A 24,771-nucleotide genomic window follows, 5' to 3' on the forward strand; every position below is an offset into this window, starting at 1 on the left:
GGTCTTTATCAGACTTCAATGTATTCAAAAAATTCAGGAATGGCTTGAGGATTCATTACAAGGATACCGTTTGTTCATCCCCTGAATATAGGCCTCGTTCACCGAAATATGGTCTCTATCTTCTTTTGGGATCGCATGCATGAAAGCCATGAAATCCTTGTCTTTGATAGAAATATCGGTCGATGGAGGACAGGCTGGCTTCGGGCTATGTTTAAGCTGCGCCTTCCATGCGTCATCAGCCGCTTCCCCGACATGACTCAGTAAATCAAAATCAGGGGACAGCAGGGCAAAAGGCCCTTTTTCTTTCAGATGCTTGGCTTTGTTTAAGAATTGCTGGACGCTCATCACAGAGGATGCCGCTGCGTCAGGGACATCGGCTGCGATCAAAGGCGAAGACAACAACAGCATGGCTGCCATCACGGGCAAGGAAAAAATCGAGCGAGGCATAATTTCTCTTCTATAGAAGAAAATGGGGGAAAAGGGATGTAAAAAATAGTTTTTTGCAAAAAAGCCTGCTCCTTTTAACGGAAGCAGGCTTTCTCATTGGTGAAAATTTTAAAGAGGCTATTTCGATTAAGCGCCCTGCGGTGCGGCATTACCCCAGCCATTGAAAGGCGGGCTTTTCGGGACACCAGAGGCTCCACCGGAAAGCGGGATCGTTACCTGCGGTTTGACCTCAATCGTCGTGATTTTCTCACCGGCGATAGCACGCTTGGCTTCTTCACCGCTCAAGGTTTCATATTCAATCAACGCGTTAGCTAAGCGATGCAGCTCATCAATATGCTCAGTCAAAACCTGACGGGCGCGGCTTTCGCCTTCTTCCACCAAAACTCTGACTTCTTGATCGATAATTTTGGCGGTGTCTTCCGAAATATTCTGGGAGCGTGAAACGCTGTGACCCAAAAAGACTTCGTCCTGATTTTCGCGATAACGCAACCAGCCCAGTTTGGGCGACATACCATATTCGGTCACCATCGCCCGAGCCATATCGGTGGCCTGCTGAATATCATTGGAAGCACCGGTATTCAGTGAATCTTCACCATAAACAAGCTGTTCGGCAATTCGACCACCAAAACACAAAGCCAATCTGGCTTTCATCTGTTTGATGTTGATCGAAAGTTGATCGCGTTCCGGCAAATTCCAAGTCACACCCAAAGCCCGACCGCGCGGAATAACGGTGACTTTATGCAGCGGATCACATCCCGGAATATGCAAAGAGACCAAAGCATGTCCGGCTTCGTGATAGGCTGTTGACCGTTTTTCTTCTTCGGTCATGATAACAGAACGGCGTTCCGCGCCCATCATCACTTTGTCTTTGGCTTCTTCAAATTCGCTCATAGCGACCAAACGCTTACCCTTACGGGCAGCTAACAAAGCCGCTTCATTTACGATATTGGCAAGATCAGCACCAGAAAAACCGGGCGTGCCTCGGGCAATAGTTCTAACGTCAACATCCGGTGCCAAAGGCGTTTTTTTCATATGAACCTGAAGAATTTTCAGGCGGCCTTCGATATCGGGACGAGGGACAATAACCTGTCTGTCGAAACGACCGGGACGTAATAAAGCCGGATCAAGCACATCAGGACGGTTCGTTGCCGCCAAGATAATGATGCCTTCATTGGCTTCGAAACCGTCCATTTCAACCAAAAGCTGGTTCAAAGTCTGTTCGCGTTCGTCATTGCCGTTACCCAGACCGGCACCACGATGCCGTCCGACCGCATCAATTTCATCAATGAAGATGATGCAAGGGGCATTTTTCTTGGCCTGTTCGAACATGTCACGGACACGGCTAGCACCGACACCGACAAACATTTCAACAAAGTCAGAACCGGAAATTGAGAAGAAAGGCACACCGGCTTCACCCGCAATCGCGCGGGCGAGCAAGGTTTTACCCGTTCCCGGAGGGCCTACCAGCAAAGCGCCTTTTGGAATTTTCCCACCTAAACGCGAGAAGCGGGTCGGGTCTTTCAGAAAATCGACGATTTCTTCCAGCTCTTCCCGAGCTTCTTCAATACCGGCAATATCTTTGAAAGTGACGCGGCCTTGTTTTTCAGTCAGCAAGCGCGCGCGGGATTTCCCGAATCCCATGGCACCGCCGCCGCCATTTTTTTGCATCTGACGAACGAAAAGAAAGCCCAAGCCGACAAACAGAATGAAAGGCAACAAAAATTGCGACAATAAAATCTGCCAAAAGCTGACAGTATCTTCCGGCAAGGCTCTGAAAGTGACATTTTTACTTTGCAGACGTTGAACCAGCAAAGGATCACTCGGTGCCACCGTTTTGAAGGCGGAATTATCGGTAAAATGACCGCTTAATTCATCATGTCCGATAGTAACGTCTTTTACACCGTTATTATCAACCCGATTCAGAAATTCTGAATAGGCGACACTGGTCGTATTGTGGTCACGTCCACCATTGCCATCAAAGAAAGTGACCGCCAAAGTCATCGCAGCGATGATACCGCCTCCAATAAGAAGCGTTTTCATCCAGTTATTAGCCTGCGGGTCTTGGGGGGTCTTATTATTGTCGTTCATAGCCATATAGTATATTAAGCCTTTCATCGGACATCTGTCCGGCAGGGAAGCTCCCTGTTTAAAGGATCATACAACAGCGCTTTTTAATAAAGACTGAAGACGACCGGCGCCTCTAATATCCTCAACATAAGCGTTGTTGCGCTGATAACAATGACCCAAATTTCAATCTTATGTTATAAAACTGCTTTTTTGCGCGGCGGTGCCCTATAAAAACGCCAATATTCTCCCCCTTGGCCAATGACATCGGCCAGCATCACTTTTTTACCCTGCTGTAAAGAGCGGATAAAACGTGACAAAGCAGAGCCTCTTAGCGCGGTATTGCCTGTTATTGTTTCCATAGCGCGCAACACCAAACGCCGCAGAATTTCGATCGGCAGTTCGGTCGGATCAAGATAAAGGACTTCACCTTTCTTTCGGATACGGGCGGCGGCTTCTTTGGCGGTTATCCATTCAATCGCTTCTTCCGATTGCTGGCAATAGCGTGCCGCTTCGGCAATATGTTGGCGATTAATCCAAGGCGAGGCTTTTAACAATCTTCTAAAATGGGTGCGGTCATAATGCGGATTGTCATTGGATGGATCGCTGACAAAGGTAAAACCGGCCTTTTCAACAATCTCTGCCAATGCCGATCGGGTAAACCCTAATAATGGCCGTAACAGGCGTAATTTTTGCCCTTCTGCCGTGATAACAACGTCAGGCCGGATAGCAGCTAACCCGTTAAGACCGCTGCCTCTCGCTGCCCGCATCAGAAAAGTTTCGGCCTGATCGTCGGCATGATGGGCGGTCATCAAAGCACCGACATTTTTCTCTTTCGCCCATTCTGCCATCAAAGCATAGCGCCGGATACGGGCAGCCGCTTGCATCCCTTCGCCATTAGCTTCGATCTTGGTCGTCAATATCTGATGGGGAACGCCAATTTGTTGGCAAATTTGGGCAACAAAACGGGCTTCTTCGGCGGCTTCTGGGCGCATACCATGATCGACTGTGACCGCCTCAACCGGAAAATCGCTCACTGCTCCCAAAAGTAACAGAGCAAGGCTATCGCTGCCGCCAGATACCGCGATGCCTAGCTTTCCAGATAAAGGCGAAGATAAAATTCCCTTGATGGCTTCGTTAAAAAGACGAAGCTCAGGCAGCAAGAGGCTTCTTAATTCACCTTTCACCAGAAACTCCTGAAATCAAAATAGCGTTTTATTCCCTAACCCAAAAAGGAAAGCCTTAGCGGCATTTGGCCTGTGTCTGCGCTTTCTCAATGCGGTCTTTCAATGAATCGTTGACCTTGTTGCCATAGACATCCAACAATTCAGCATACACCTTACACGCATCTTTCGGTCTTGCTGGTTTTAAAGCCATCAGAGATTGACCCAAAAAATACAGGCTATCTGGGGCGCGCGCGCCTTGGGGAATAGATTGATAATTGGAATAAAATGTTTCTGCGGCCTGTGCCGGTTCCCCTGAATCAAGATAGGCACGGCCTAATAAATTGCGGGCATAGCTAGCGCGAGAATGGCTCGGATATTTGGAAATAAAAGATTTTAAAACTGTTTCCGCCTCGGGATAGCGTTTATCATTCCATAATTTATATCCGGCCAAATAAACCTGTTCTGCTGGGTCGCTATTCGGTTCGGCATTTTCACTAATCAAGGCGGCAACAGATTTCGGGGCGGCAGCTTTGTCAGGCGTTGCTTTTGATGCCGGTGCCGCAGCTACAACGGCCGCTGCGGTTTTCTTGTCAGAAGAGGTATCTTTTGTAACAGCAGGCTTCTCTGCGGCGGTCTCTTTCGGGGGAAGGGGCTTTGCGGCCTTAGCATTCCCAGAAGTAGGGGAGGCTGCGGCCTGTCCCATATTGACCGGATCGGTGTCACCCGTCACGCCCGCTTCTGCCGGTGAGGTCAGACGGGATTGCATTTCAGTTTTGAAATTTTCGAATTGCTGTTCCATCTGGCGAAGGCGGTGGCTGTTTTCTTCGGATTGTGCCGTCAACTGGGTCATGGATTGTTCCAGCGAATCTATCCGCGCCCCTAATTCTGTGGTTACCGAAGTGTTTTCTGTCTGTTGCGGTTGAACAGAGGCCACAGGGGCAGCCACTTCCGGTGCCACAATCTCATGGCTTTTACCATCGGGGAAAATTTTCCGCTGAACAGCCCGCATTTGCCGTTGCAGTTGTTCAATCTGTTGGCTCTGGCTATCTGCGGCGGCCGCCCAAAGCGGAGCGGTTATAAAGCTGGAAGACAAACAGATAAGAAGCAGTTTACGGTGTAATTTCATTTTTAATTCCATGCTATCCATGCGTAAAACCGCCTAGTTGCGGAAATATCTTAACGGACTAATGGGCAAAGCACAGCCTGTTTAGATGAGTGGTGATGAACATTCCATAAAAAGAGATCACCTGACCCTTGAAGAAAACAAAAGCACCAAGCCGAAACGGGGTCAATATCTGGGGCTTATCCGTATTCTTTGCCGTAATAATTTCTATAGGTCATCATTGTTGGAAAGCGCCGGCGCAGACGGCGCTTTTGAAACCGGCGCAGACGGCTTTGAAACAGTAGAAGCCTTCATCAACAGGTTACTTTCCAAAAGGCTGAAATCTTTTACATGCCTTTTCGGTAAGGTCGAAGCGGGCAGGGCTTTATTCTCAACCGTAATGGTCAATAATTCAGGATGACGGGTTTCAAGCATTGGATTTTTGAGCGTCTCTGGCACAGAAACATGCTCACCGGCTTCAAGTGTTTTTTCAATGAAAACCGATTCCGCTTTGCCATCATAAATTTGTATTTTGACGGGTTTTATCGCTGATACCACAACTTTACTGGGAAGATCGGTGCTGGCAGCGATAGCTTGGCTCTGTTTAACCTCGGTTATATTGCCAGAGGTCGAATTACTGTCAGTATCGATATTGCCAAGACTGGAGGACGGATTCTGGCTGTAAAGGGACGCATCGACATGATGGCGGTTCCAAATAATGCCGCCGATGATAATCACGGCTGCTGCAATCAAACAGGGGATAATCAGACGTAATGGCGGCACACGGGTAGGATCAGCGGGAGCGTAAGGCTCAATCATTGGTTGTTGACGGGTTGCTTCGCCCATTGTTTCCCGAAAACGGGCAGCCATTTCGGCACCATCCAGATCCAATAGCTGGGCATATGATTTGACAAAACCAGCACTATAGGTCGTAGCGGGTAAGCCCTCGGTCGAATTAGCTTCAATCGATTTTAAATGGCGAATGGGAATGCGGGTTTGTCGGGACACCTCTTCCAAGGTCATTTTTTTGGCATGGCGGGCTTTTTTTAAAATATCCCCGATATTTTCAGCTGCCGCTTTTGGGTGAATGGCCTGCTGATTATCCGCTTTGTCATTATAGTCTTCGCCCTTCATTAAACTCCCCGATCTCCTAATCTTGGTTCATTTTTATACCGAATACCTATCAGTCGGCCTTAAACTAGCGAAATGAAAAGTAATATTAAATGAACCAAAAATTAAATATATTCTGAACCATGATGAAGGCATGGTTTCTGGTTAAAAATATGGCTTCTTTGTAATAAAAAAGGCAGGTAATTATGGCTATCGACGGTTTGATTTCTGCCAGTTTTGTATCGCTTCCATCGCCTTGGTCATGTGGCTTGCCGGATCAGGCGACACATAGGTTAATAATATTCGTCGATCGGGCGCGATAACATAAGTCGTATTCTGTGCCGGAGAAAGCGGATAGTTAATCGCATATAATTTGGCGACGGATCGATCAGCTATGGCTATCGGCAAGGGAACGCGGCAATTTTTTAAAACAGCAGGCGATTGGTCGCTAAGAGAAAAGGCAATTAAAAAAGCCCCCTGCGTCCGCAATTTGGGCGCTGACTTAACTAAAATCTGGGAATCTTCCCGACAGCCGAGATCAGACCCCGCCGCTGAAAAATAGAGAATAACGGGGGTATTTTTCAAAGCCTGATCAAGACTAAAATGAAAAGGCAGCCCCATCATCATACCTGATGCCTCGAAGGGAGGGGCATGGAATCCCATAGAAAGCGTGGCATGGGCAGCTACCCCTTGCGTCATAAAAAAAAGACCGCAAAGAATAGTCGCGCCTAAATGAGATGCTCTTTTTTTTATTTTTTCAAAAGCCATAACAACATTCTATATTATTCGCGGCCGTTTTAAAAACACAGCGATAAAAGACAGGTTAATTTAAAGATAAATTTATTATCGTTCTTATTTCTTCTTCTGAATAGTCATTAAATAATCGACAGCTTTATTATCGCTTAAAGCAAAACCATGCAAAGGTGACCAAGTCATCCCGATTATATCCGTCACCACAAGACCCGCTTTTTCCAGCAGCTTTTGCGTTTCTTCGGGTTTTAAAAATCGGCTCCAATCATGGGTTTTGGCCGGAATGCCTCCCAAGGTTTCCCCAATCCCGATAATCATCATTTTTGAAAGCAAGGTGCGGTTCGGAGTCGACAAGATCAAAAGGCCATTCGGGTCGAGCTTGTCTGCTATTGCCTGTATGAATTGTTCAGGCTCAGCCACATGCTCTAAAACCTCCATAGCGGTAATGAGATCGAAATTTGTGTCTTCGACCGACTCCAGCTCTCCGGTCAGATAGCGGATATTCAAATGCTGTTCTTCGGCATGGGCTTTGGCAACGGCAATATTTTCAAAGGCCGCATCAACGCCGGTCACATCACCGCCTAATCGGCATAAAGGTTCGCTCAAAAGCCCGGCACCGCAGCCAATATCAAGAACGCTTTTCCCCATTAAAGGGAAGGGGTTTCCAAAAGCCGAGACAAAATATTGGTCAATAGCCTGCCGAATATAGGATAATCTCACCGGATTCATGCGATGCAGCATCGCCGAGCTGCCAAAAGGATTCCACCAATCCTTTGCCATTTTCCCAAAATGGAGGGCTTGATGATGGTCAATTGTCGAAGAAGTCTGATCATTTTTTTTATCAGAAGTCTTCTCTGCCGTTGACAATGAATGTGAAGCAGCGCTTGCTTTCATTATAATACATCCCTACAAAATCGCCTTTGCGTCTGCAAAGCTGGTTTTCTGCTATAATTTTGAGCGTTTCTTTATGGCCCGTATCGTAATGAAGTTTGGTGGCACGTCGGTTGCAGGATTGGAAAGAATCCGGAACGTCGCCCGTCGTGTCCAAAAAGAAGTAGAAGACGGTAACGAAGTTGCCGTCGTCGTCTCCGCTATGTCGGGCGAAACTGATCGTCTGGTAGGCTTTTGTCGTGAAGCGGCTCCCCTTTATGATCCTGCGGAATATGACGCTGTCGTCTCTTCCGGTGAACAGGTGACCAGTGGTCTTTTGGCCATTGTCTTAAAGTCGATGGGTGTGAAAGCCCGTAGCTGGTTCGGTTGGCAAATTCCGATTCACACCACCGATGCTTACGCCAATAGCCGGATTGAATCGATAGACACTGAACGGCTGATTAAAGCCATGAGTTCCAAAGAAGTCGCGGTTGTTGCCGGTTTCCAAGGGGTTAGCGACGAAGGTCGGGTTACCACGCTTGGTCGTGGCGGCTCTGACACTTCGGCTGTGGCCTTGGCTGCGGCTTTGGATGCTGACCGTTGCGACATCTATACCGATGTTGACGGCGTTTACACAACCGACCCCCGCATTGTTTCTCGTGCCCGTCGTCTTGACCGCGTCACTTATGAAGAAATGCTGGAACTCGCTAGCGTCGGTGCTAAAGTGCTTCAAACGCGATCTGTCGGCTTGGCAATGAAGGCAAAAACCCGACTTCGGGTGCTCTCCTCCTTTGGAGATCCTGATTTATCGCCCGAAGGTGGCACGTTGATTGTTTCGGAAGACGAGATAAAAGAAAATACTATGGAACGTCAGATCATTACCGGTATCGCTTACGACAAATCCGAAGCCAAGGTAACCTTAACCGGGGTTCCTGATAAGCCGGGTGCCGTAGCCCAGATCTTTTCTCTGTTGGCCGATGCCAATATCCATGTCGATATGATCGTGCAGATCGCCTATGAAGGCCATATCACGGATGTAACCTTCACGGTTCCCAAAGCACAGCTTTCTCAAGTGCTCGATATTTTGGAAAAAGGCAAAGAAAAGATCGGTTTCCAAAAGGCACTCAAAAATGACAATGTCTGCAAAGTCAGCATCGTTGGCGTGGGTATGCGCAGCCATCCGGGTGTGGCGGCTACCATGTTTGATGCGCTTGCAAAACGCGGCATCAATATTCTGGCGATCACCACCTCAGAAATCAAAGTCAGCGTCCTGATCGACGATGCCTATACGGAATTAGCCGTCCGCGTGCTGCATACCGCTTATGGTTTGGATGCGGATAACAAGCCGGTTGAAGAGGCCATTGCATGACCCATAGCGCCAGCCAGCAAAATAATGATGCCGATCTAACGAACAGCAAAATTCTGGAACAGGGTCATCAAAAGCTCGATCGGCTGATGACCCGTGGGGCAGAATTTCTGAATTGTCGTTATGCCATTATGGGCGGCGCAATGAGCTGGGTAAGCGAACGCCACCTCGTCTCTGCTTTGTCAAATGCGGGTGGCTTTGGCGTTCTTGCCTGCGGGGCGATGTCACCGGCTCTGCTTGATGAAGAAATCACAGCGACAAAGCAGCTTACACAGCAGTCTTTCGGTGTAAATCTGATTACGATGCATCCCGAGCTGGATCAGCTCATTGATGTCTGCCTTAATCAGAAAGTCAGCCATGTGGTTCTGGCGGGTGGATTACCGACCACTGCCGCGATTGAAAAGCTGAAAAAAGGCGGTGCCAAAGTCATCTGCTTTGCACCGGCTTTGATCTTGGGGCGCAAATTGCTTCGGGCAGGTGTGGATGCTTTGGTCATCGAAGGCATGGAGGCCGGTGGTCATATTGGCCCCGTGACAACGACTGTCTTGGCACAGGAAATTCTGCCAGCTTTGGCTGAAAAACTGCCGATTTTTGTGGCGGGTGGTATCGGACGGGGCGAATCTATCGCGGCTTTCTTGGAAATGGGGGCTGCTGGTGTTCAGTTGGGAACGCGTTTTGTCTGCGCCACTGAATGCATTGCTCATCCTAAATTCAAGCAAGCCTTTATCCGCGCAGCAGCCAGAGATGCTGTTACTTCGGTTCAGATTGATCCCCGTCTTCCGGTCATTCCGGTCAGAGCCTTGAAAAACGCAACGACCGAGAATTTCATCGCTAAACAGCGGGAAGTCGCCAAGGCTTTGGATGATGGTGAATTGGCTTTGCCGGATGCCCAGTTGATGATTGAACATTATTGGGCTGGCTCTCTTAGACGGGCAGTGATCGACGGTGATATCGAAAATGGTTCGGTCATGGCGGGTCAATCGGTTGGCATGGTCAAACAGGAAGAACCGGCACAGGTTATTATCGAAAATCTTGTTGAGGAAGCCGCGATTGCTCTTGCCAAACGCAATGTAATTTGACGGTTGTTATAAAATTATGCCCCCATCCCAGCAGATAGCGACCATTGCCGCGCGAGAGATTTTAACCCGTTTACACGATGTTATGGCCTCGCGTTCCAATGCTCAGTCAAAACTCGATCAGGTGGTGCAAATTATCAGCACAGCCCTATTGAGCGATGTCTGTTCTATCTATCTGCTGCGTGATGGGGTTCTCGAACTTTTCGCAACCTATGGCTTGAAACAGGAAGCGGTCCACGTCACCCGCCTTAGTCTGGGGCAGGGGCTTGTCGGCACGATTGCCCGCGACATGGCAATCCTGAATTTAAGTGAAGCGACAAGTCATCCTGATTTTGTCCATAATCCTGAAACCGGAGAAGAATTTTTCCATAGCTTTGCCGGTGTTCCGATTGTCAGACGGGAACAGGCTGTCGGCGTTTTGGCTGTCCAATCAGCAGAATCGCGCCGCTTTGCTGATATTGAGGTCGAAGCCCTTCAGACGGTCGCCATGGTGCTGGCTGAACTTATTTTTAGCGCGGGTCTGATTGATGAAAACAGTCTGGCCAGCAGCGGTTCCAAAGATCAAGGTTCCTTACGCTATAACGGCCTAAAATTGGTGGAAGGTATGGGGCGTGGTTATGCCGTTTTCCACCAGCCTCGTGTGACCATTGAATTTACCGTTGCCGAAGATGTTGAAGTCGAAAGACAAAGACTGAATGCAGCCTTTGCCCGTATGCGGGAACAAATCGAGCATATGGCACAGGAAGCCGAATTCTTCGGTAATTCCAACGATCATCGTGAAGTGCTGGCGACCTACCGGATGTTTGCCTATGATGAAGGCTGGCGGCGGCGCATTGACGAAGCCATTGATAGCGGTCTGACGGCCGAAGCTGCCATTGAACGTGTGCAGCAACATAACCGGATGCGGATGCGTGAGATCGGTGATCCGATTTTGGCTGACCGCCTTCACGATCTCGAAGACTTATCCAACCGTTTGTTAAGACTGGTCTCGGGGCAGTTAGGCACCGCTGCCAGATTGGGCTTGCATGATGATGCCATTCTGATTGCCCGCAATATGGGGCCTGCAGAATTGCTGGAATATGATCGTCGGCGTTTGAAGGGCATTGTCCTCGAAGAAGGTTCGCTGACTTCTCATGTCACGATTGTCGCCAAAGCTATCGGTATTCCGGTTCTAGGACGGGTCAAAGAAATTCATCAAGGCGTGAGAGAAGGCGACCTGTTGCTTGTCGATAGCAATCAAGGGGCGGTCTTTATTCGTCCAACGCCTGAAATAGAAGAAGCCTTTGCTACCCGTTTTGCTCTTAGCCGAAAAAGACGGGCTGAATTTGCAGCTATGCGTGATTTACCGGCTATCACCCGCGACAATCATCGCATCGAATTGATGATTAATGCCGGTTTGCGGGATGATGTCGCCGCCTTGGAGGCTACAGGCGCTGACGGAATTGGCCTTTTCAGAACCGAATTTGAATTTCTGGTTTCTTCGACTTTACCGAGGCGGGAAAGACAGCTTCGCCTTTATCGCGATATTTTGGAAGCGGCGGGTGATCGCCCTGTTATTTTTCGGACAGTCGATATCGGTAACGATAAAACGCTGCCCTATATCAATAACAGCGACGAAACCGTTGAAGAAAATCCGGCTTTAGGCTGGCGTGCTATCCGCTTGGCTCTCGAAAAGAAAGCCCTGCTCAAGGTTCAGGCACGGGCATTGATTGAAGGGGCTGCGGGAAAAACGCTTTATGTCATGTTCCCGATGATTGCCGAGCCATGGGAATATGAACAGGCGCGCGCTGTCTTTGAAAAGCAAAATGCTTGGCTTGCCAAACATGACAAGCCGCGCGCAAAGAGAATTTATTATGGCTCGATGCTAGAGGTGCCTTCCTTAGCCGAGACGCTTGATATTCTGTTGCCCAAGCTCGATTTCTTGTCGATTGGCACTAATGATCTGATCCAGTTCTTTTTTGCAGCCGATCGTGCTTATCCCAAGCTGGCAGAAAGATATGACTGGCTCTCTCCGGCTTTGCTGCGTTTCTTGTCACGGATTATCGATCAGGCCAATGCTGCGGGTTGTAAGGTCGGCATTTGCGGGGAAATGGGTGGTCGCACTCTGACCGCCATGGCGCTCATCGGATTAGGTTTAAAACGGCTTTCTATCACACCAGTGGCGATAGGGCCTATCAAGGCAATGATCCGCTCTTTGGATCGGGATGCTTTTGCGCCCTTTATTCGGGAATTGGTTGCAAGCGGTGCCAGCAATATTGGTGACCAGCTTGAAACATGGGCAAAAAAACACGGCGTGGTTATAAATTAACATCCTATTCTTAGGATGTTCGGTTGTTTTTATCTAAAATCTATTTTTTCTTTTAGCCTTGAAGTCAGGATTCAAGGCTAATCAAAACTGCGCCTTACTCTGCTGCGATATTTTCGTAAATAGCCTTGGTAAAATCCTCGGTGAAGGCGCCATTCATCCCTTCAAAAGAAGTATTGGTAAGCGAGACCACGGTGATAGCGCGTTTGCGGTCAATAAACCATCTATGACCATATACGCCGCCCCATTGCATCGTGCCTTCCGACTGACCACTTCCAACCTTATCGGGGTCAACGACAAGCGATCCGCCATATCCAAAGCCAAAACCGGCTTTATCAGTCGATATTTTGGGATCAATATGGTTGGTAAACATACGGTCGATCGTCTCTTGGCTTAAAAATCCTTCCTTGCCTGTTCTCAATATCTCGAAGAAATGAAGTAAATCCTTGGCATTACCCACCATTCCTGCACCGCCAGAGGGATAGGCTTGCTTTTCTGTTGCACGGCGAGGGGAGAAAATAATACCGCCATAGATTTCTTTATCCCCCATTCTTTGCGGTTCGGATTTCGTATTATAATAAGGCACTACTAGATCACCTGCCTCTGCCCAGAAATGGCAGCTATGTAGTCCCAAGGGGTGGGTAACATAATCGGCGATAATCTCAGGCAAAGGCCGCTGACAGAGCTTTTCAAGCATCGCACCGACTACATCCATCCCTAGCGAATAAGCCCATCCTTCTGTCGGATAATAGAATAACGGAGCTTTCGCCAATCGGCGCATATTTTCTTCAAGCGTTAGGGCAGGGCAAAAGTCTAAGCCATCGGATATTCCCAAATGGTGATAGATGGAATCTTCCGGCAAAGAAAAACCGTAATTCAGACCGCTTTGATGCGTTAAAAGGTGATGAAGGGTAATGACAGGGGTTTCGGGGGCATCGGCAAATTGGGGCTTAAAATAAGGCAGCCATCGGGTAATAGGCGTATCTAAGCTAATCCGACCTTCTTCGACTAATCGAAGCGCCGCTGCTGTCACTAGAGGTTTTGTGACTGAAGAGAGACGAAAAACACTATCGACAGCCATGGCCTGCCGTTTTTCTCTATCCTTCCAACCGGCGGCTTTCTGATAAATCAATTGCCCATTATGGGCGACCAACAAAACACAACCCACCAATCTTTGGTTATCAAGGCTTTGTTGAATGATTTCGTCAAGTCTATGGGAAAGAGACGAGGCCACGATTGCTTACTTTCTTCTCTGGAATATCCTCCGACAATAAAGCGGTCAGAAAAGAAAGATAGCCAAATTATAGAGTATTCTTAAGAAAGAATTCTTTTGTTCTTTCTCTTATCAGGGCCCGTCAGGAATTTGCCTTTTGGCATCCTCTTCTATTACTTCCCTTAAAACGGGCCTGAATTTTGTATATTATCTGTTTTTTATATTTTTATGACAGACAATAATTATCCAAAGGTTTTGGTGCGAACGCGCACAACATTGTGAGAAGCCGAGATGAACAAGGTCTGGCCTTTTTCACCAAAGCAGCAGTTCGACAACGGCTGACCTGGGTTACCAGAAATAAGACCCAAGCATTCGCCATCTGGTGCAAAAATATAGATACCGCCAGGAGCAGAAGCAAAAAGATTGCCCTGTTTGTCGATATTCATACCATCAGGAAGACCGGCGAGCCCCTGATCGAAATATTCCTTGCGGAAGTTCCGCAGCAAAGTCCGGCTGGTTGGCAAGCCATTGCTATCCAAGGAATAAACCCAGATATTCGGGCTGGCGCGGTCTGAGTTAGAAACATAAAGTTTCGTTTCATCAGGGGACAGAGCCAAACCATTCGGGCGGCTAAGACCGGCTTCGATCAAATCTAAACGACCATCGGGAGAGAGACGGAACACACCATTGTAGTTCATCTCTTTGATGTCGGATTCATCAAGATTGGTCAGACCATAGGGCGGATCGGTGAAATAAACAGCGCCTGACTTCGAGAAGAAGAGGTCATTCGGGCTGTTAAAGCGTTTGCCTTTATAGTTATCGACAACAACGCTGCGCTGACGGGTGACCGGATCCACTTTCATGATCGCGCGCGTGCCACTGTCTGCAACCCAGATTTTGCCATCAGGGCCAACTTTCATACCGTTGGAACCCGGTTCACGGAACTGACCGGCCGGAATGGGTTCGGCATGACCTGAAGGTTTCAGGAAGATGCTGACACCGGCATCAGGCGTCCATTTACGCATAATATTGGCGGGCGGATCACTAGGTTTTGTTGACAAAGGAAGGTAACCACAATTTTACGGCCGCGAGATGAAGGAAGGCGAGAAAAGATTTTCTGGTTTTGTCATAGCGTGTGGCAATGCGCCTGAACTGCTTTAGCTTATTAAACATCCGCTCAATACGATTACGATCTTTGTAGTGCTGGAGATTATAAGGAATAGGCTTTTTTCGATTGGAACGAGGCGGGATAACAGGAAGAATGCCTCGAAAAAGCAGTTTTTCGCGTAACCTATCGCTATCATATCCTTTATCAGCGAGAAAACAGTGGGGTGTTGTGACAGGGATATCTATCAAGCTATCAGCGCCAGAATAATCAGAGACCTCACCACCGGTTAGTGCGAAAGCTAGAGGGCGGCCTTGACCATCGGAACGGGCGTGGATCTTGCTCGTAAAGCCTCCGCGACTGCGACCAAAGCCTTCCTTATACGTCCCCCTTTTGCGCCAGCCGCTTGGCTGTGGGCGCGAATAATCGTACTATCTATCATATGTTGCCAGTCATCTGTCAGGCCAAGGTCAACGAGAGTTTCAAGAAGAGCGTCCCACACACCCTGTTCTGCCCACCTACGAAACCGAACATAGACCGAATTCCATTTCCCATAACGTTCATGCATATCTCGCCACGGGCAGCCTGTTCGAAGCACATAAAGCATACCATTGAGAAATAACCGATTACTTTTGGCGGGACGCGCGCAGCGGCCTCGTTCGCTTGGAAGAAGACCCTGTATTATCTCCCACTCCGCGTCCGTCAGATCTCCTCGCATCCTATCTACCCTACAAAACTTGTTCTCAAGTTATCTCTAAAAATCTTAAATTATACCCTTTGTCAACAGAACCTAAACAGCAGGAAATTGCCATTTTTGACCCATACAGGGCCTTCTGACCATTGAATATCAGATGCAATGACCTCAATTGGGGTAGAGACATCTAAAATAGCATCAAGGCGAGGTGAAAATTTGGTAATCTTACCGATGGTAGATCCGTTCATATTATTCTTTGCAGCCTGAGCTGATCCTGTAATAGTGGCGGTTGCTGTCATAGCGGCGATAGGCACCATAACAGCTGCGGAAAGGCATTCTCGACGAGACATACGACCAATGGTCATTTTACGACTCCTGCAACTAACCGCATCTTTATTCAAAAAAGGTCATAAAAAGTCTTGTTATTTTTCTAAAAAATTAAAGAAAAATCACGATAGTTAACGTCTCAAAAAATAAGTTTGAAAAAAAAGTTCGTCGAGGTTATCAATAATAACCAACCTGACCATATGGTAAACGTTGTCATAAAGCCTTCTCTGTCGTGATTCCTTTATAAAATCACATCCAAAATTTATTATTCAGGGATAGGCTCTTTATTTTTGATCGTCATTGCCGCGACATTCTATTATTTTCGCAAAAACATCCTGAAACATATCTTCGGTCAGGCGACGAGTGTTCTGATTATAGCGCGAACAGTGATAACTATCGACTAACTGGATTTCTGGCGAAAGCTGATAGGCTGCCCCATGCTTAAAAGGCATAGAGGATAAAGTGATGCCAAAAGCCCGCAAAATAGTCTGATGTGCAATATGTCCCAAGGCCAGAATAACTTTCAGATGGGGATAATGCGCCATTGCTCCCAGAAAGAACGGGCGGCAAGTTACCATCTCTTGCGTTGTCGGTTTGTTTTGCGGCGGAAGGCAGCGCACTGAATTTAAAACCACAGTCCCCTTTAATTTTAGACCATCATTGATATCCGCCTGATAATGACCAGTCGCCAATCCATATTTCAGCAGTGTTTCATAAAGAAGAATACCTGCAAAATCGCCGGTGAAAGGTCGCCCCGTGCGATTGGCACCCTTCATACCGGGGGCAAGGCCAACGATAGCCAGCCAAGGATCGTCATCTCCAAAAGGCGGCACAGGGGCATTAAACCAATCAGGATGCTCTTTTTGTAAATCATGGCGGAGGCTTGCCAATCGGGGGCAAAGGGGGCAATCCCTCTCCGGCATAGATTCTTGAGGGGCTATGGAAAGGCTATTCTCTTTGTTGTCCTTTTTTGAATTTGGGTATTTCTTCTGAAAATCGGCGCTTTGTCTTTGCTTAGTCATTAGGGTGATATAGAATATATTTCTATTTTTAGAAATAAAAACACTCTTTAAAATAAATTTTTCTGTTTTTAATGAATATATTTTTATAGAGTGATTTTTATTTTTTATTATTTGAAGTTATCTTCAATAAATAATTATTTTTATTTAATTTTATTGTTCGAGGTTTCTATCAATGCTTTACGCTATCGCACTAGGCTCTAATCGTTGGCATGGTCGGTATGGTCGGCCATCTGCGGTCATCGAGGCGGCGATTGCTGCATTGGAAAAAGAAAAGATTGCGATCCATTCTCGCGCTCCGATTTTTGAAACCTCAGCTGTCGGGCCCGGTGGACGGCGTTATGCCAATTCCGCGATTATTATTAAAACAGATTTACAGCCGCTTGCATTGCTGGCGCTTTGTAAAAAAGTAGAACAGGCTTTCGGCAGACGAAAAGGGCAAAGATGGGGGGCGAGGGTGCTCGATCTTGATATTGTCTTATGGGAAAAAGGCCGCTGGCCACGAAAAATACAACCCCGCCTTCGCTACAAGCCTGCCTTGGCTGCAGGACAACCACCGGCTTTATGGCCAAAACTTCATATTCCCCATCTTGAGATCAGTCGTCGCGATTTTGTACTGAAGCCTCTGCTTTCGATCGCCGGAAATTGGCCTGTTTTTCAAAAAAATGGATTTTTTACGGTAAAACAGCTATATTTTCGCTATAAGTACTTGACCTCCAAGCAATAACCCCCTAGGGAACCACTCCCAGACGGGGAGTTAATCTTCTGTCTTTCAAAACAAGTCATTTTAGATATCCTCCGATATTTAAAATCATGACTTTAGGTTGGGTCCGTAGCTCAGTTGGTAGAGCAAGCGACTTTTAATCGAGAGGTCCCGGGTTCGAATCCCGGCGGACCCACCACCTCTCTCTTCCTTACAATTTAAAAAAAAGACCCTTGCTTCACGCAAGAGCCTTCTCCTTATCCTAAAAATCTTTTCCCTTTATGACGCAATCGCTACTTTGGCCAAGCCACGGGAAAGCTGCATCAATCCATTCAGGCGGCTTTTAGGGTCAGGCCAGTTGCGCTGAATAACCAGCTTCTGATCGGGTCTTAATTTGGCAGTGCCTTTTAATTTCTGAATATAGGCTAGCAATCCGGTGACATTTGGGAAATTGTCATTATGGAAAGTAATCAGAGCACCCCGCGGCCCGACATCAAGGCGACCGATATGCGCTTGGCGGCAATTCATTTTTACTTCAATCACGGCTAACAGATTTTTGGTCTCGCTGGGCAATGACCCAAAACGGTCGATCATTTCGGCTGCAAATGATTCGATCTCTTCGCGATTCTTGATCTGGTTCATCCGGCGATACAAAGCCATTCTAAGACCCAGATCAGGCACATAGTCTTCAGGAATCAGAATAGGCGCATCAACCGTAATTTGGGGTGAAAATTCTTCATTTTCTTTTTCATCAATCAATCCACCAGATTTGGCGACCAAAATCGCATCTTCCAACATTGATTGATACAATTCAAAACCGACTTCTTTAATATGGCCAGATTGCTCATCCCCCAACAAATTACCCGCACCGCGAATATCAAGATCATGGCTGGCTAATTGGAAACCAGCCCCCAATGAATCCAAAGTTGAAAGGATATGCAGCCTTTTTTCGGCTGTTTCGCTGATAGAATGGTTAACCGGCGTTGTTAAATAAGCATAGGCGCGGGTCTTAGAGCGTCCAACGCGACCCCTGATCTGGTAAAGCTGTGACAGGCCAAAACGATCCGCCCGATAGACAATCATCGTATTGGCACTGGGGATGTCCAGACCGGATTCAACAATCGTTGTCGAAAGCAAAACATCAAATTTTTTGTCATAGAAAGCCGACATCCGGTTTTCGACTTCGGTAGCTGCCATTTGACCATGGGCAATAACAAACCGGATTTCCGGCACCTGTTCCGACAGGAATTTTTCGAGATCAGCAAGGTCGGAAATTCTTGGAACCACAATAAAGCTCTGGCCGCCGCGATAATGCTCCCGCAACAAGGCTTCACGGATCGCTACAGGATCCCAAGGCATGACATAGCTTCTGACAGCCAAGCGGTCGACAGGCGGGGTTTGGATAACTGATAGCTCCCTAAGGCCTGACATCGCCATTTGCAGCGTCCTTGGGATAGGCGTTGCGGTCAAGGTAAGTTGATGAACATCATTTTTCAGGGCTTTCAGGCGCTCTTTATGGACAACGCCGAAATGCTGTTCTTCATCAACAATAACCAAGCCCAGACGGTTGAAATCAATCGTTTTCGATAAAATAGCATGGGTGCCAATAACGATATCAATCGTTCCATCAGCCAAAGCTTCACGGCAGGCTTTGGCTTCTTTCGCAGGCACCAATCGAGAAAGACGACCAATTTGAAGCGGGAAGCCTTCAAATCTTTCGAGAAAATTGCTGTAATGCTGCCGCGCCAACAAGGTGGTCGGACAAACCAAGGCAACCTGTAACCCTGACATGGCGGCAACAAAGGCAGCTCGCAAGGCGACTTCTGTTTTACCGAAACCGACATCACCACAGATCAGCCGATCCATCGGTTTCCCTTTGGCTAAATCCTCGATGACATCAGAAATGGCATGTTCCTGATCTTCGGTTTCCTGATAAGGAAAACGATCAACAAAAACCGGATAGCTGGCCGGATCAGCCAATGCGACAGGGGCTTGTCTTAACGCCCTTTGGGCAGCAGTCGCCATCAACTGACCGGCAATAGCGCGAATGCGCTCTTTCATTTTGGATTTTCTGGCCTGCCATGCCACGCCGCCCAGCTTGTCTAAAACGGTGCTTTCACTGGCATTGCCATAGCGGCTCAGGGTGTCGATATTTTCAACCGGCACATAGAGCTTGTCACCGCCTTGATAGCTCAAGGCAACGCAGTCATGCGGCGCATTGCCGACTGGGATCGACACTAACCCGTCATAGCAACCAATACCGTGATCGCTATGCACCACCAAATCACCGATAGAGAGCGTTGCCAACTCCGCCATAAAGGCATCAGCCGATTTTCGCTTTTTCGCTCTTCTAACCAGCCTGTCGCCTAAAATATCCTGTTCGCTTAACAGGGCGACATCACCGGCAATAAAACCATGATCGAGCGGCAAGAGCATGACCGCCGCGCCGGTTACTTGAGATCGGCTGCTATCAGCAGCGGCCAAGGCTTCCTGCCAGCTATCGGCTGCCAGCGTTCTTTTTAAACCGTGATCCTGTAACAGGCCGGTCAATCTTTCTCGCGACCCTTTGGAATAGCAGGCAATAATAACCCGCTTATTCTGGTTGTTCAGTGCGCCAATATAGTCAACAACCGCTTCATAAATATTGCTGCCTTGCTGTCTTTCGGGCGCGAAATCACGCGGCAGAGTTGATTCCAGATCAATAACATCAGGGGCAGGGGGTATATGAAAAGCCGTTATCTGATGGGCTTTTGATATTTGAAGGCGCTCTTGCCAAGCTGCATCATCAAGATACAGTAAATCGGGTTTCAACGGACGATAGCTACCGGATTCCTGACTCTGGGGATTTTTGCGGTGGCTATAGTAATCTTGAATAGCTTCAAAATGCTGTTCGGCTACTTTCAAGCAGGCTTGGTCATAGAAAACCGCATCTTCTTCGGCGAGATGATCCCATAAGGTGACCAGCTTTTCTTCAAATAAAGGTAACCAATGTTCCATTCCTGCCAGCCGCCGTCCTTCTGATACCGCCTGATAAAGCGGATCAGTGGTTGCCGCCGCGCCAAAGATTTCGCGGTAATGGCTGCGGAAACGCTTGATATTCTCAGCATCCAGCAAGGCTTCTGAAGCGGGTAAAAGATTGAATTTGTCAATTTCGGCTATGCTGCGCTGCGTTGTTGGATCGAATTGCCGTAGCGTTTCTATCTCGTCACCAAAAAAATCGAGACGCAGGGCATAAGGTAAACCCGCTGGCCATAAATCGACCAAGCCACCACGGATAGCATAATCCCCCGACTGACTGACGGTTTCGCTTTGTTGATAGCCATGCGCTCGTAACAGCGTAACCAGTTTTTCCCGATCCAATCGAACACCGGCGGCCAAGGTCTGGCAAAGCTGTCGTAATCGGAAAGGCGTCAATAACCGCTGCAACGCGGCCTCTACCGTTGTAATTAGTAATTCCGGCGATTGCGGGCGCGTTTGAAGATGATGTAAAGTCGCTATTCTGGTCGCAGAAAGGGGCAGGGAAGGTGATGCCCGATCATAAGGCAGACAATCCCAAGCCGGAAAAGAGATAATTTTTAATTCCGGTGCAAAATACCCCGCCGCATCAGCCATGGCGTGCGCTGCCTGTTCATCAGAGGCTATATAAACCAACCGACCCGCTTTACTTTTCGCCTGCAAGGCACGGGCAAGGTCAGACAGAATTAAAGGCTTGAAACCATTTTCCACGCCGGACAAGGTCAAGGGCTGTTCTGCTTTTAATATCTGCGCCGGATTTACAAACATTATCTTCCTTCAGAATTTGAGACGCTGCCTTGTCAGATGGTCTGCAATGCCGTCTCCTAAAAGTAAAGACAGCCTTGCGATAATATAACCGCCAGATAAATCCGGCTATCAAGATAAAAGCCAAGCTCGACCTTATTTACGGAGATTACCGGAAAAAATCGAAACGAAAGAGTTGAACTCTGCTTTTGACCGATTATGCCATAAGCTATGCGCCCAGATATTCTTAATCCGCTGTTTGCCGAAACAGAATCCTTGAAAGGGGTTGGTTCGGCCTTACTCAAACCTTTAAAAAAGCGTCAGCTGACGCGCCTCAAGGATTTGCTTTTTTATCTGCCCAGTGGACAGATGCGGCGCGTTAAATCAGATCAGGTCAATGCCAAAGACGTCGGTGCCACGGTTATTCTGACCCTGACAGCCAAGGAGTATCGCCATCCTTCCGGTCGCGGGCCTTTCCGTATTTTGGCCGAAGACCCCTTTGGTGGTCAGATTCAGCTTCTATGGTTTGGTAATCACAGCAGTTGGGCAAGAAAACTGATGCCCATCGGAGAAACCCGTTTAGTCTCTGGTAAGCTCGATATCTATCAAGAGCAATTACAAATTGTCCACCCTTCGGAAATCGTGCCGTTAAGCGAAGAAAACAGCATCCCGCTCGAAGAAACCCTTTATCCTCTATCGGATGGCCTGACGCATCGTCGTATTGGGCAGCTTATCCGGCAAGCATGGGAAAAATCACCGGATTTACCCGAATGGATTGAACCGAGCCTACTCAAAAAACATCAATGGCCTTCATGGCGAGAGGCAGTTGAAAGGATACATCAGCATCCCGATGATCGGGCGGCTAAATTAAGAATTGGCTATGACGAAATTTTTGCCAATCAGTTGGCTTTAAAACTTATTCGTGCGGCTAACCGGCGGAAACGGGGCTTCCCGTTAAAGGGGGATGGTCATTTACGGGATGCGCTAAATTTACCTTTTCAGCCAACGGGCGCACAAAGACGTTCCCTTGCCGAAATCGAAGGCGATATGCAGCAAGCCTCTCCGATGCTGCGATTGTTACAAGGCGATGTCGGCTCGGGTAAAACATGGGTCGCTTTGCATAGCCTGCTGATTGCCGCCGAAGCGGGGTATCAGGGGGCATTACTTGCCCCAACAGAAATTCTTGCTCGTCAGCATTTTGAGACTTTAAGCCAACAGCTTGCCGGATTGCCGGTGAATATCGCCCTTTTGACTGGGCGAGATAAAGGCAAATTGCGAGAATCCACCTTAATGGGATTGGCAGACGGCTCTATTCATCTTCTGGTTGGTACCCATGCCATTTTTCAGGAAAAGGTTAGCTACAAAAATCTGGGTCTCGCTATTATTGATGAACAGCATCGTTTCGGGGTCGCCCAACGGATGATGCTGGCTGAAAAGGCCATTCATACCCCGCATTTATTGGTTATGACAGCAACGCCTATTCCACGCAGCCTGATGCTGACGGCGCATGGTGAAATGGATGTTAGCCGCCTTGATGAAATGCCCCCTGGTCGTCAGCCGGTCGAAACAAGGGTGATTTCCAGCCGGAAAATTCCTGAAATAATCGCCTCTCTTGGCCGCCATATCGCCGAAGGGGGGCAATCCTATTGGGTTTGTCCGGCCGTCGGTGAAGCCGATATTGAAGAAGCGTTTTCTCCAAATGCAATCGCGGCGGCTGAACAACGCTTTTCTTTGCTTCAACAGCATTTCGGGAAAAAAGTCGGGCTAGTGCATGGCAAGATGAAACCCGCTGAAAAAGACAAGGTTATGGATGACTTTGCTGCGGGTAAAATTGCGATTCTGGTCGCGACAACCGTGATTGAAGTCGGGGTTAATGTCCCCAATGCGACCTTGATGATTATCGATCAGGCCGAACGTTTCGGCTTGGCACAGCTCCATCAATTAAGGGGGCGCGTGGGGCGTGGCGGCGGTCGTTCAATTTGTCTGCTTTTACGGAGCGAAGAACTCACTTCGGTGGCAAGGGAACGTTTGGCTCTTATCCGTGAATGTAACGATGGTTTTCGGCTGGCCGAAGAAGATTTACGATTGCGAGGCAGTGGTGAAATCTTGGGAACCAAGCAATCAGGTGAATCTCATTTCCAGATTGCTTCTCCTGAAGACCTCTCTGAATTGCTGCCAATAGCGAATGATGATGCCCGATTATTGGTTGATCGTGACGGCGGATTGTCGGGTGAAAGGGGGCAGGCTGCGCGAATAGCCCTCTACCTTTTTGAACGCGATGCTGGTGTTAGTTTCCTGCGGTCGGGCTGAATGAAAATCAGCGGGGAAATAGGCAAAACCTTACCCTTTCCCCGCGTCATTACAGGCGATTATCCGGCTTGAATAACGCCATGCGCCTTTTTACCGGCAGAAATACGGATATTTTCGGCGGTAACCTCAATAACGGCTTTTTCATCCAAGGCTTTTTCGCCATTGATGCGCGCGCCACCACCGCGAATCATCCGGCGGGCTTCGGCTTTGGAAGCCACCAATCCCAAACCGACCAAAGCATCAACCAAGCTGATCGAAGAGTCTGAAACCTTCATCACTGGTAGGGCGTCACCAGCGGCGCCTTCTTCAAAAGTTTTCTTGGCGGTTGCGGCGGCTTCTTCTGCGGCCTTTTCACCATGCGCCAATTTGGTCGCTTCATTGGCGAGGATTTTCTTGGCCTCGTTAATTTCGCTCCCTTCCAAGGCAGCCAATCTGGCAATTTCATCCAGTGGCAGATCGGTGAATAATTTCAAAAAGCGTTCAACATCGGCATCATGGGTGTTCCGCCAAAACTGCCAATAATCATAGGGCGAACACATATCGCCATTTAACCAGACAGCACCGCCGACGGTTTTACCCATTTTGACCCCATCTGCCGTGGTCATCAGCGGGCTGGTCAATCCAAAGACTTCTTTCCCATCCATCCGTCTGGCAAGCTCGATACCATTGACGATATTGCCCCATTGATCGGAACCACCAAGCTGCAAGCAAACGCCAAAACGGCGGGACAATTCGAGGAAATCATAAGCCTGCAAAATCATATAATTGAATTCGAGGAAACTTAAGGATTGTTCCCGATCGAGTCGTAATTTGACGGAATCAAAGCTCAACATCCGGTTGACCGAGAAATGCTGACCGACATCACGCAGGAAAGGAATATATTCCAACCGATCAAGCCATTCGGCATTATCGACCATTACCGCATCATTTTCGCCATCACCGAAATGAAGAAAATGCTCAAAAACACGCTTGATAGAGGCAATATTGGCCTTAATCGTGTCTTCATCCAGCAATTTACGGGCTTCATCCTTAAAAGAAGGATCGCCGATTTTTCCGGTGCCGCCGCCCATCAAAACGATTGGTTTATGGCCAGCTTGTTGCAATCGCCGCAACATCATAATCTGCAAAAGACTACCGACATGCAAAGAGGCCGCCGTAGGATCAAAGCCGATATAGGCGGCAATGACAGATTGCGAAGCCTTCTCATCCAATGATTTTGCATCAGTAATCTGATGGATATACCCTCGCGTTTCCAGTAAACGCAGAAAATCAGAACGAAATTGTGTCATAATGTGCCTATTAGGAATAATCGCTGTAAAAACAGACAAGCCTCGGGAAATGCAGATTGCTGTTTAGGGGATTTAAGGATTAAAGTCGAATAAACA

16 protein-coding genes, 1 tRNA gene and 3 pseudogenes are annotated in these 24,771 nt (G+C 48.0%); 6 read left to right on the forward strand and 14 right to left on the reverse strand.

Features of this window, described 5'->3' with window-relative positions:
* Positions 1–33: 33 nt before the first annotated feature.
* The 7 genes from ZMOB_RS07680 to ubiG all read right to left on the reverse strand — a co-directional run bounded on the left by ZMOB_RS07680 (position 34) and on the right by ubiG (position 7,533).
* The gene (locus ZMOB_RS07680) at positions 34–447 is read right to left on the reverse strand and encodes a hypothetical protein (protein WP_011241409.1); all 414 of its coding nucleotides are present in this window, start codon (positions 445–447) and stop codon (positions 34–36) included.
* Positions 448–573: 126 nt separating this feature from the next.
* Positions 574–2,535: an ATP-dependent zinc metalloprotease FtsH gene (ftsH, locus tag ZMOB_RS07685; RefSeq protein WP_038259222.1), complete on the reverse strand. Its 1,962-nt coding sequence runs from the start codon at positions 2,533–2,535 to the stop codon at positions 574–576.
* Positions 2,536–2,708: 173 nt separating this feature from the next.
* The gene (gene tilS / locus ZMOB_RS07690) at positions 2,709–3,698 is read right to left on the reverse strand and encodes a tRNA lysidine(34) synthetase TilS (RefSeq protein WP_011241407.1); all 990 of its coding nucleotides are present in this window, start codon (positions 3,696–3,698) and stop codon (positions 2,709–2,711) included.
* A gap of 55 nt (positions 3,699–3,753) precedes the next feature.
* Positions 3,754–4,824: a tol-pal system YbgF family protein gene (locus ZMOB_RS07695; protein ID WP_014501087.1), complete on the reverse strand. Its 1,071-nt coding sequence runs from the start codon at positions 4,822–4,824 to the stop codon at positions 3,754–3,756.
* Between the two features lie 183 nt (positions 4,825–5,007).
* The gene (locus ZMOB_RS07700; protein ID WP_014501088.1) at positions 5,008–5,913 is read right to left on the reverse strand and encodes a helix-turn-helix domain-containing protein; all 906 of its coding nucleotides are present in this window, start codon (positions 5,911–5,913) and stop codon (positions 5,008–5,010) included.
* A 186-nt stretch (positions 5,914–6,099) separates the two neighbouring features.
* A complete protein-coding gene (locus ZMOB_RS07705; protein ID WP_252507271.1) occupies positions 6,100–6,588 on the reverse strand; it encodes a peroxiredoxin family protein in 489 nt (162 codons plus the stop codon).
* Between the two features lie 153 nt (positions 6,589–6,741).
* Positions 6,742–7,533: a bifunctional 2-polyprenyl-6-hydroxyphenol methylase/3-demethylubiquinol 3-O-methyltransferase UbiG gene (gene ubiG, locus ZMOB_RS07710; RefSeq protein WP_011241403.1), complete on the reverse strand. Its 792-nt coding sequence runs from the start codon at positions 7,531–7,533 to the stop codon at positions 6,742–6,744.
* A gap of 73 nt (positions 7,534–7,606) precedes the next feature.
* Between ubiG and ZMOB_RS07715 the strand changes: the two genes are divergently transcribed.
* The 3 genes from ZMOB_RS07715 to ptsP are packed head-to-tail and all read left to right on the forward strand — an operon-like array spanning position 7,607 to position 12,259.
* Complete coding sequence (locus ZMOB_RS07715) at positions 7,607–8,878, forward strand: aspartate kinase (protein WP_011241402.1); 1,272 nt, start codon at positions 7,607–7,609, stop codon at positions 8,876–8,878.
* A complete protein-coding gene (locus tag ZMOB_RS07720) occupies positions 8,875–9,954 on the forward strand; it encodes an NAD(P)H-dependent flavin oxidoreductase (RefSeq protein WP_014501090.1) in 1,080 nt (359 codons plus the stop codon). Before ZMOB_RS07715 ends, ZMOB_RS07720 begins: the two co-directional genes overlap by 4 nt.
* A 16-nt stretch (positions 9,955–9,970) precedes the next feature.
* Positions 9,971–12,259, forward strand: coding sequence for a phosphoenolpyruvate--protein phosphotransferase (ptsP, locus tag ZMOB_RS07725; RefSeq protein ID WP_014501091.1), 2,289 nt, complete (start codon positions 9,971–9,973; stop codon positions 12,257–12,259).
* 94 nt (positions 12,260–12,353) lie between these two features.
* Here ptsP and ZMOB_RS07730 read toward each other — a convergent pair whose 3' ends face one another.
* From ZMOB_RS07730 to ZMOB_RS07755, 5 genes and pseudogenes are all read right to left on the reverse strand, one after another.
* Positions 12,354–13,490, reverse strand: coding sequence for a serine hydrolase domain-containing protein (locus ZMOB_RS07730; RefSeq protein ID WP_014501092.1), 1,137 nt, complete (start codon positions 13,488–13,490; stop codon positions 12,354–12,356).
* 221 nt (positions 13,491–13,711) lie between these two features.
* Positions 13,712–14,515, reverse strand: a pseudogene (gnl, locus tag ZMOB_RS07735) (gluconolactonase); the annotation flags it as partial.
* Positions 14,514–15,292 (reverse strand): annotated as a pseudogene (locus ZMOB_RS10585) (IS5 family transposase). The pseudogenes ZMOB_RS10585 and gnl (ZMOB_RS07735), both read right to left, overlap by 2 nt.
* 74 nt (positions 15,293–15,366) lie before the next feature.
* A pseudogene (gnl, locus tag ZMOB_RS07750) lies at positions 15,367–15,633 on the reverse strand (gluconolactonase); the annotation flags it as partial.
* A gap of 246 nt (positions 15,634–15,879) precedes the next feature.
* Complete coding sequence (locus ZMOB_RS07755; protein WP_014501093.1) at positions 15,880–16,617, reverse strand: uracil-DNA glycosylase; 738 nt, start codon at positions 16,615–16,617, stop codon at positions 15,880–15,882.
* Positions 16,618–16,789: 172 nt separating this feature from the next.
* On the opposite strand from ZMOB_RS07755, the gene folK reads away from it, so the two are divergent.
* Entirely contained in the window at positions 16,790–17,341 is a 552-nt protein-coding gene (gene folK, locus ZMOB_RS07760; protein WP_011241396.1) for a 2-amino-4-hydroxy-6-hydroxymethyldihydropteridine diphosphokinase, read from the forward strand.
* Positions 17,342–17,440: 99 nt separating this feature from the next.
* Positions 17,441–17,516 (forward strand) — tRNA-Lys (locus tag ZMOB_RS07765).
* An 80-nt stretch (positions 17,517–17,596) separates the two neighbouring features.
* Here ZMOB_RS07765 and mfd read toward each other — a convergent pair.
* Positions 17,597–21,100, reverse strand: a complete 3,504-nt coding sequence (gene mfd, locus ZMOB_RS07770) for a transcription-repair coupling factor (RefSeq protein WP_014501094.1) — start codon at positions 21,098–21,100, stop codon at positions 17,597–17,599.
* 207 nt (positions 21,101–21,307) lie between these two features.
* Between mfd and recG the strand changes: the two genes are divergently transcribed.
* On the forward strand, positions 21,308–23,386 hold the full coding sequence (gene recG, locus ZMOB_RS07775) for an ATP-dependent DNA helicase RecG (RefSeq protein ID WP_014501095.1): 2,079 nt from the start codon (positions 21,308–21,310) through the stop codon (positions 23,384–23,386).
* 59 nt (positions 23,387–23,445) lie between these two features.
* On the opposite strand, the gene tyrS is transcribed toward recG, so the two are convergent.
* A complete protein-coding gene (tyrS, locus tag ZMOB_RS07780; RefSeq protein WP_011241393.1) occupies positions 23,446–24,675 on the reverse strand; it encodes a tyrosine--tRNA ligase in 1,230 nt (409 codons plus the stop codon).
* Positions 24,676–24,771 lie beyond the last annotated feature (96 nt).

The sequence above is a fragment of the Zymomonas mobilis subsp. mobilis ATCC 10988 genome (assembly GCF_000175255.2).
Taxonomy (GTDB): Bacteria; Pseudomonadota; Alphaproteobacteria; order Sphingomonadales; family Sphingomonadaceae; genus Zymomonas; species Zymomonas mobilis.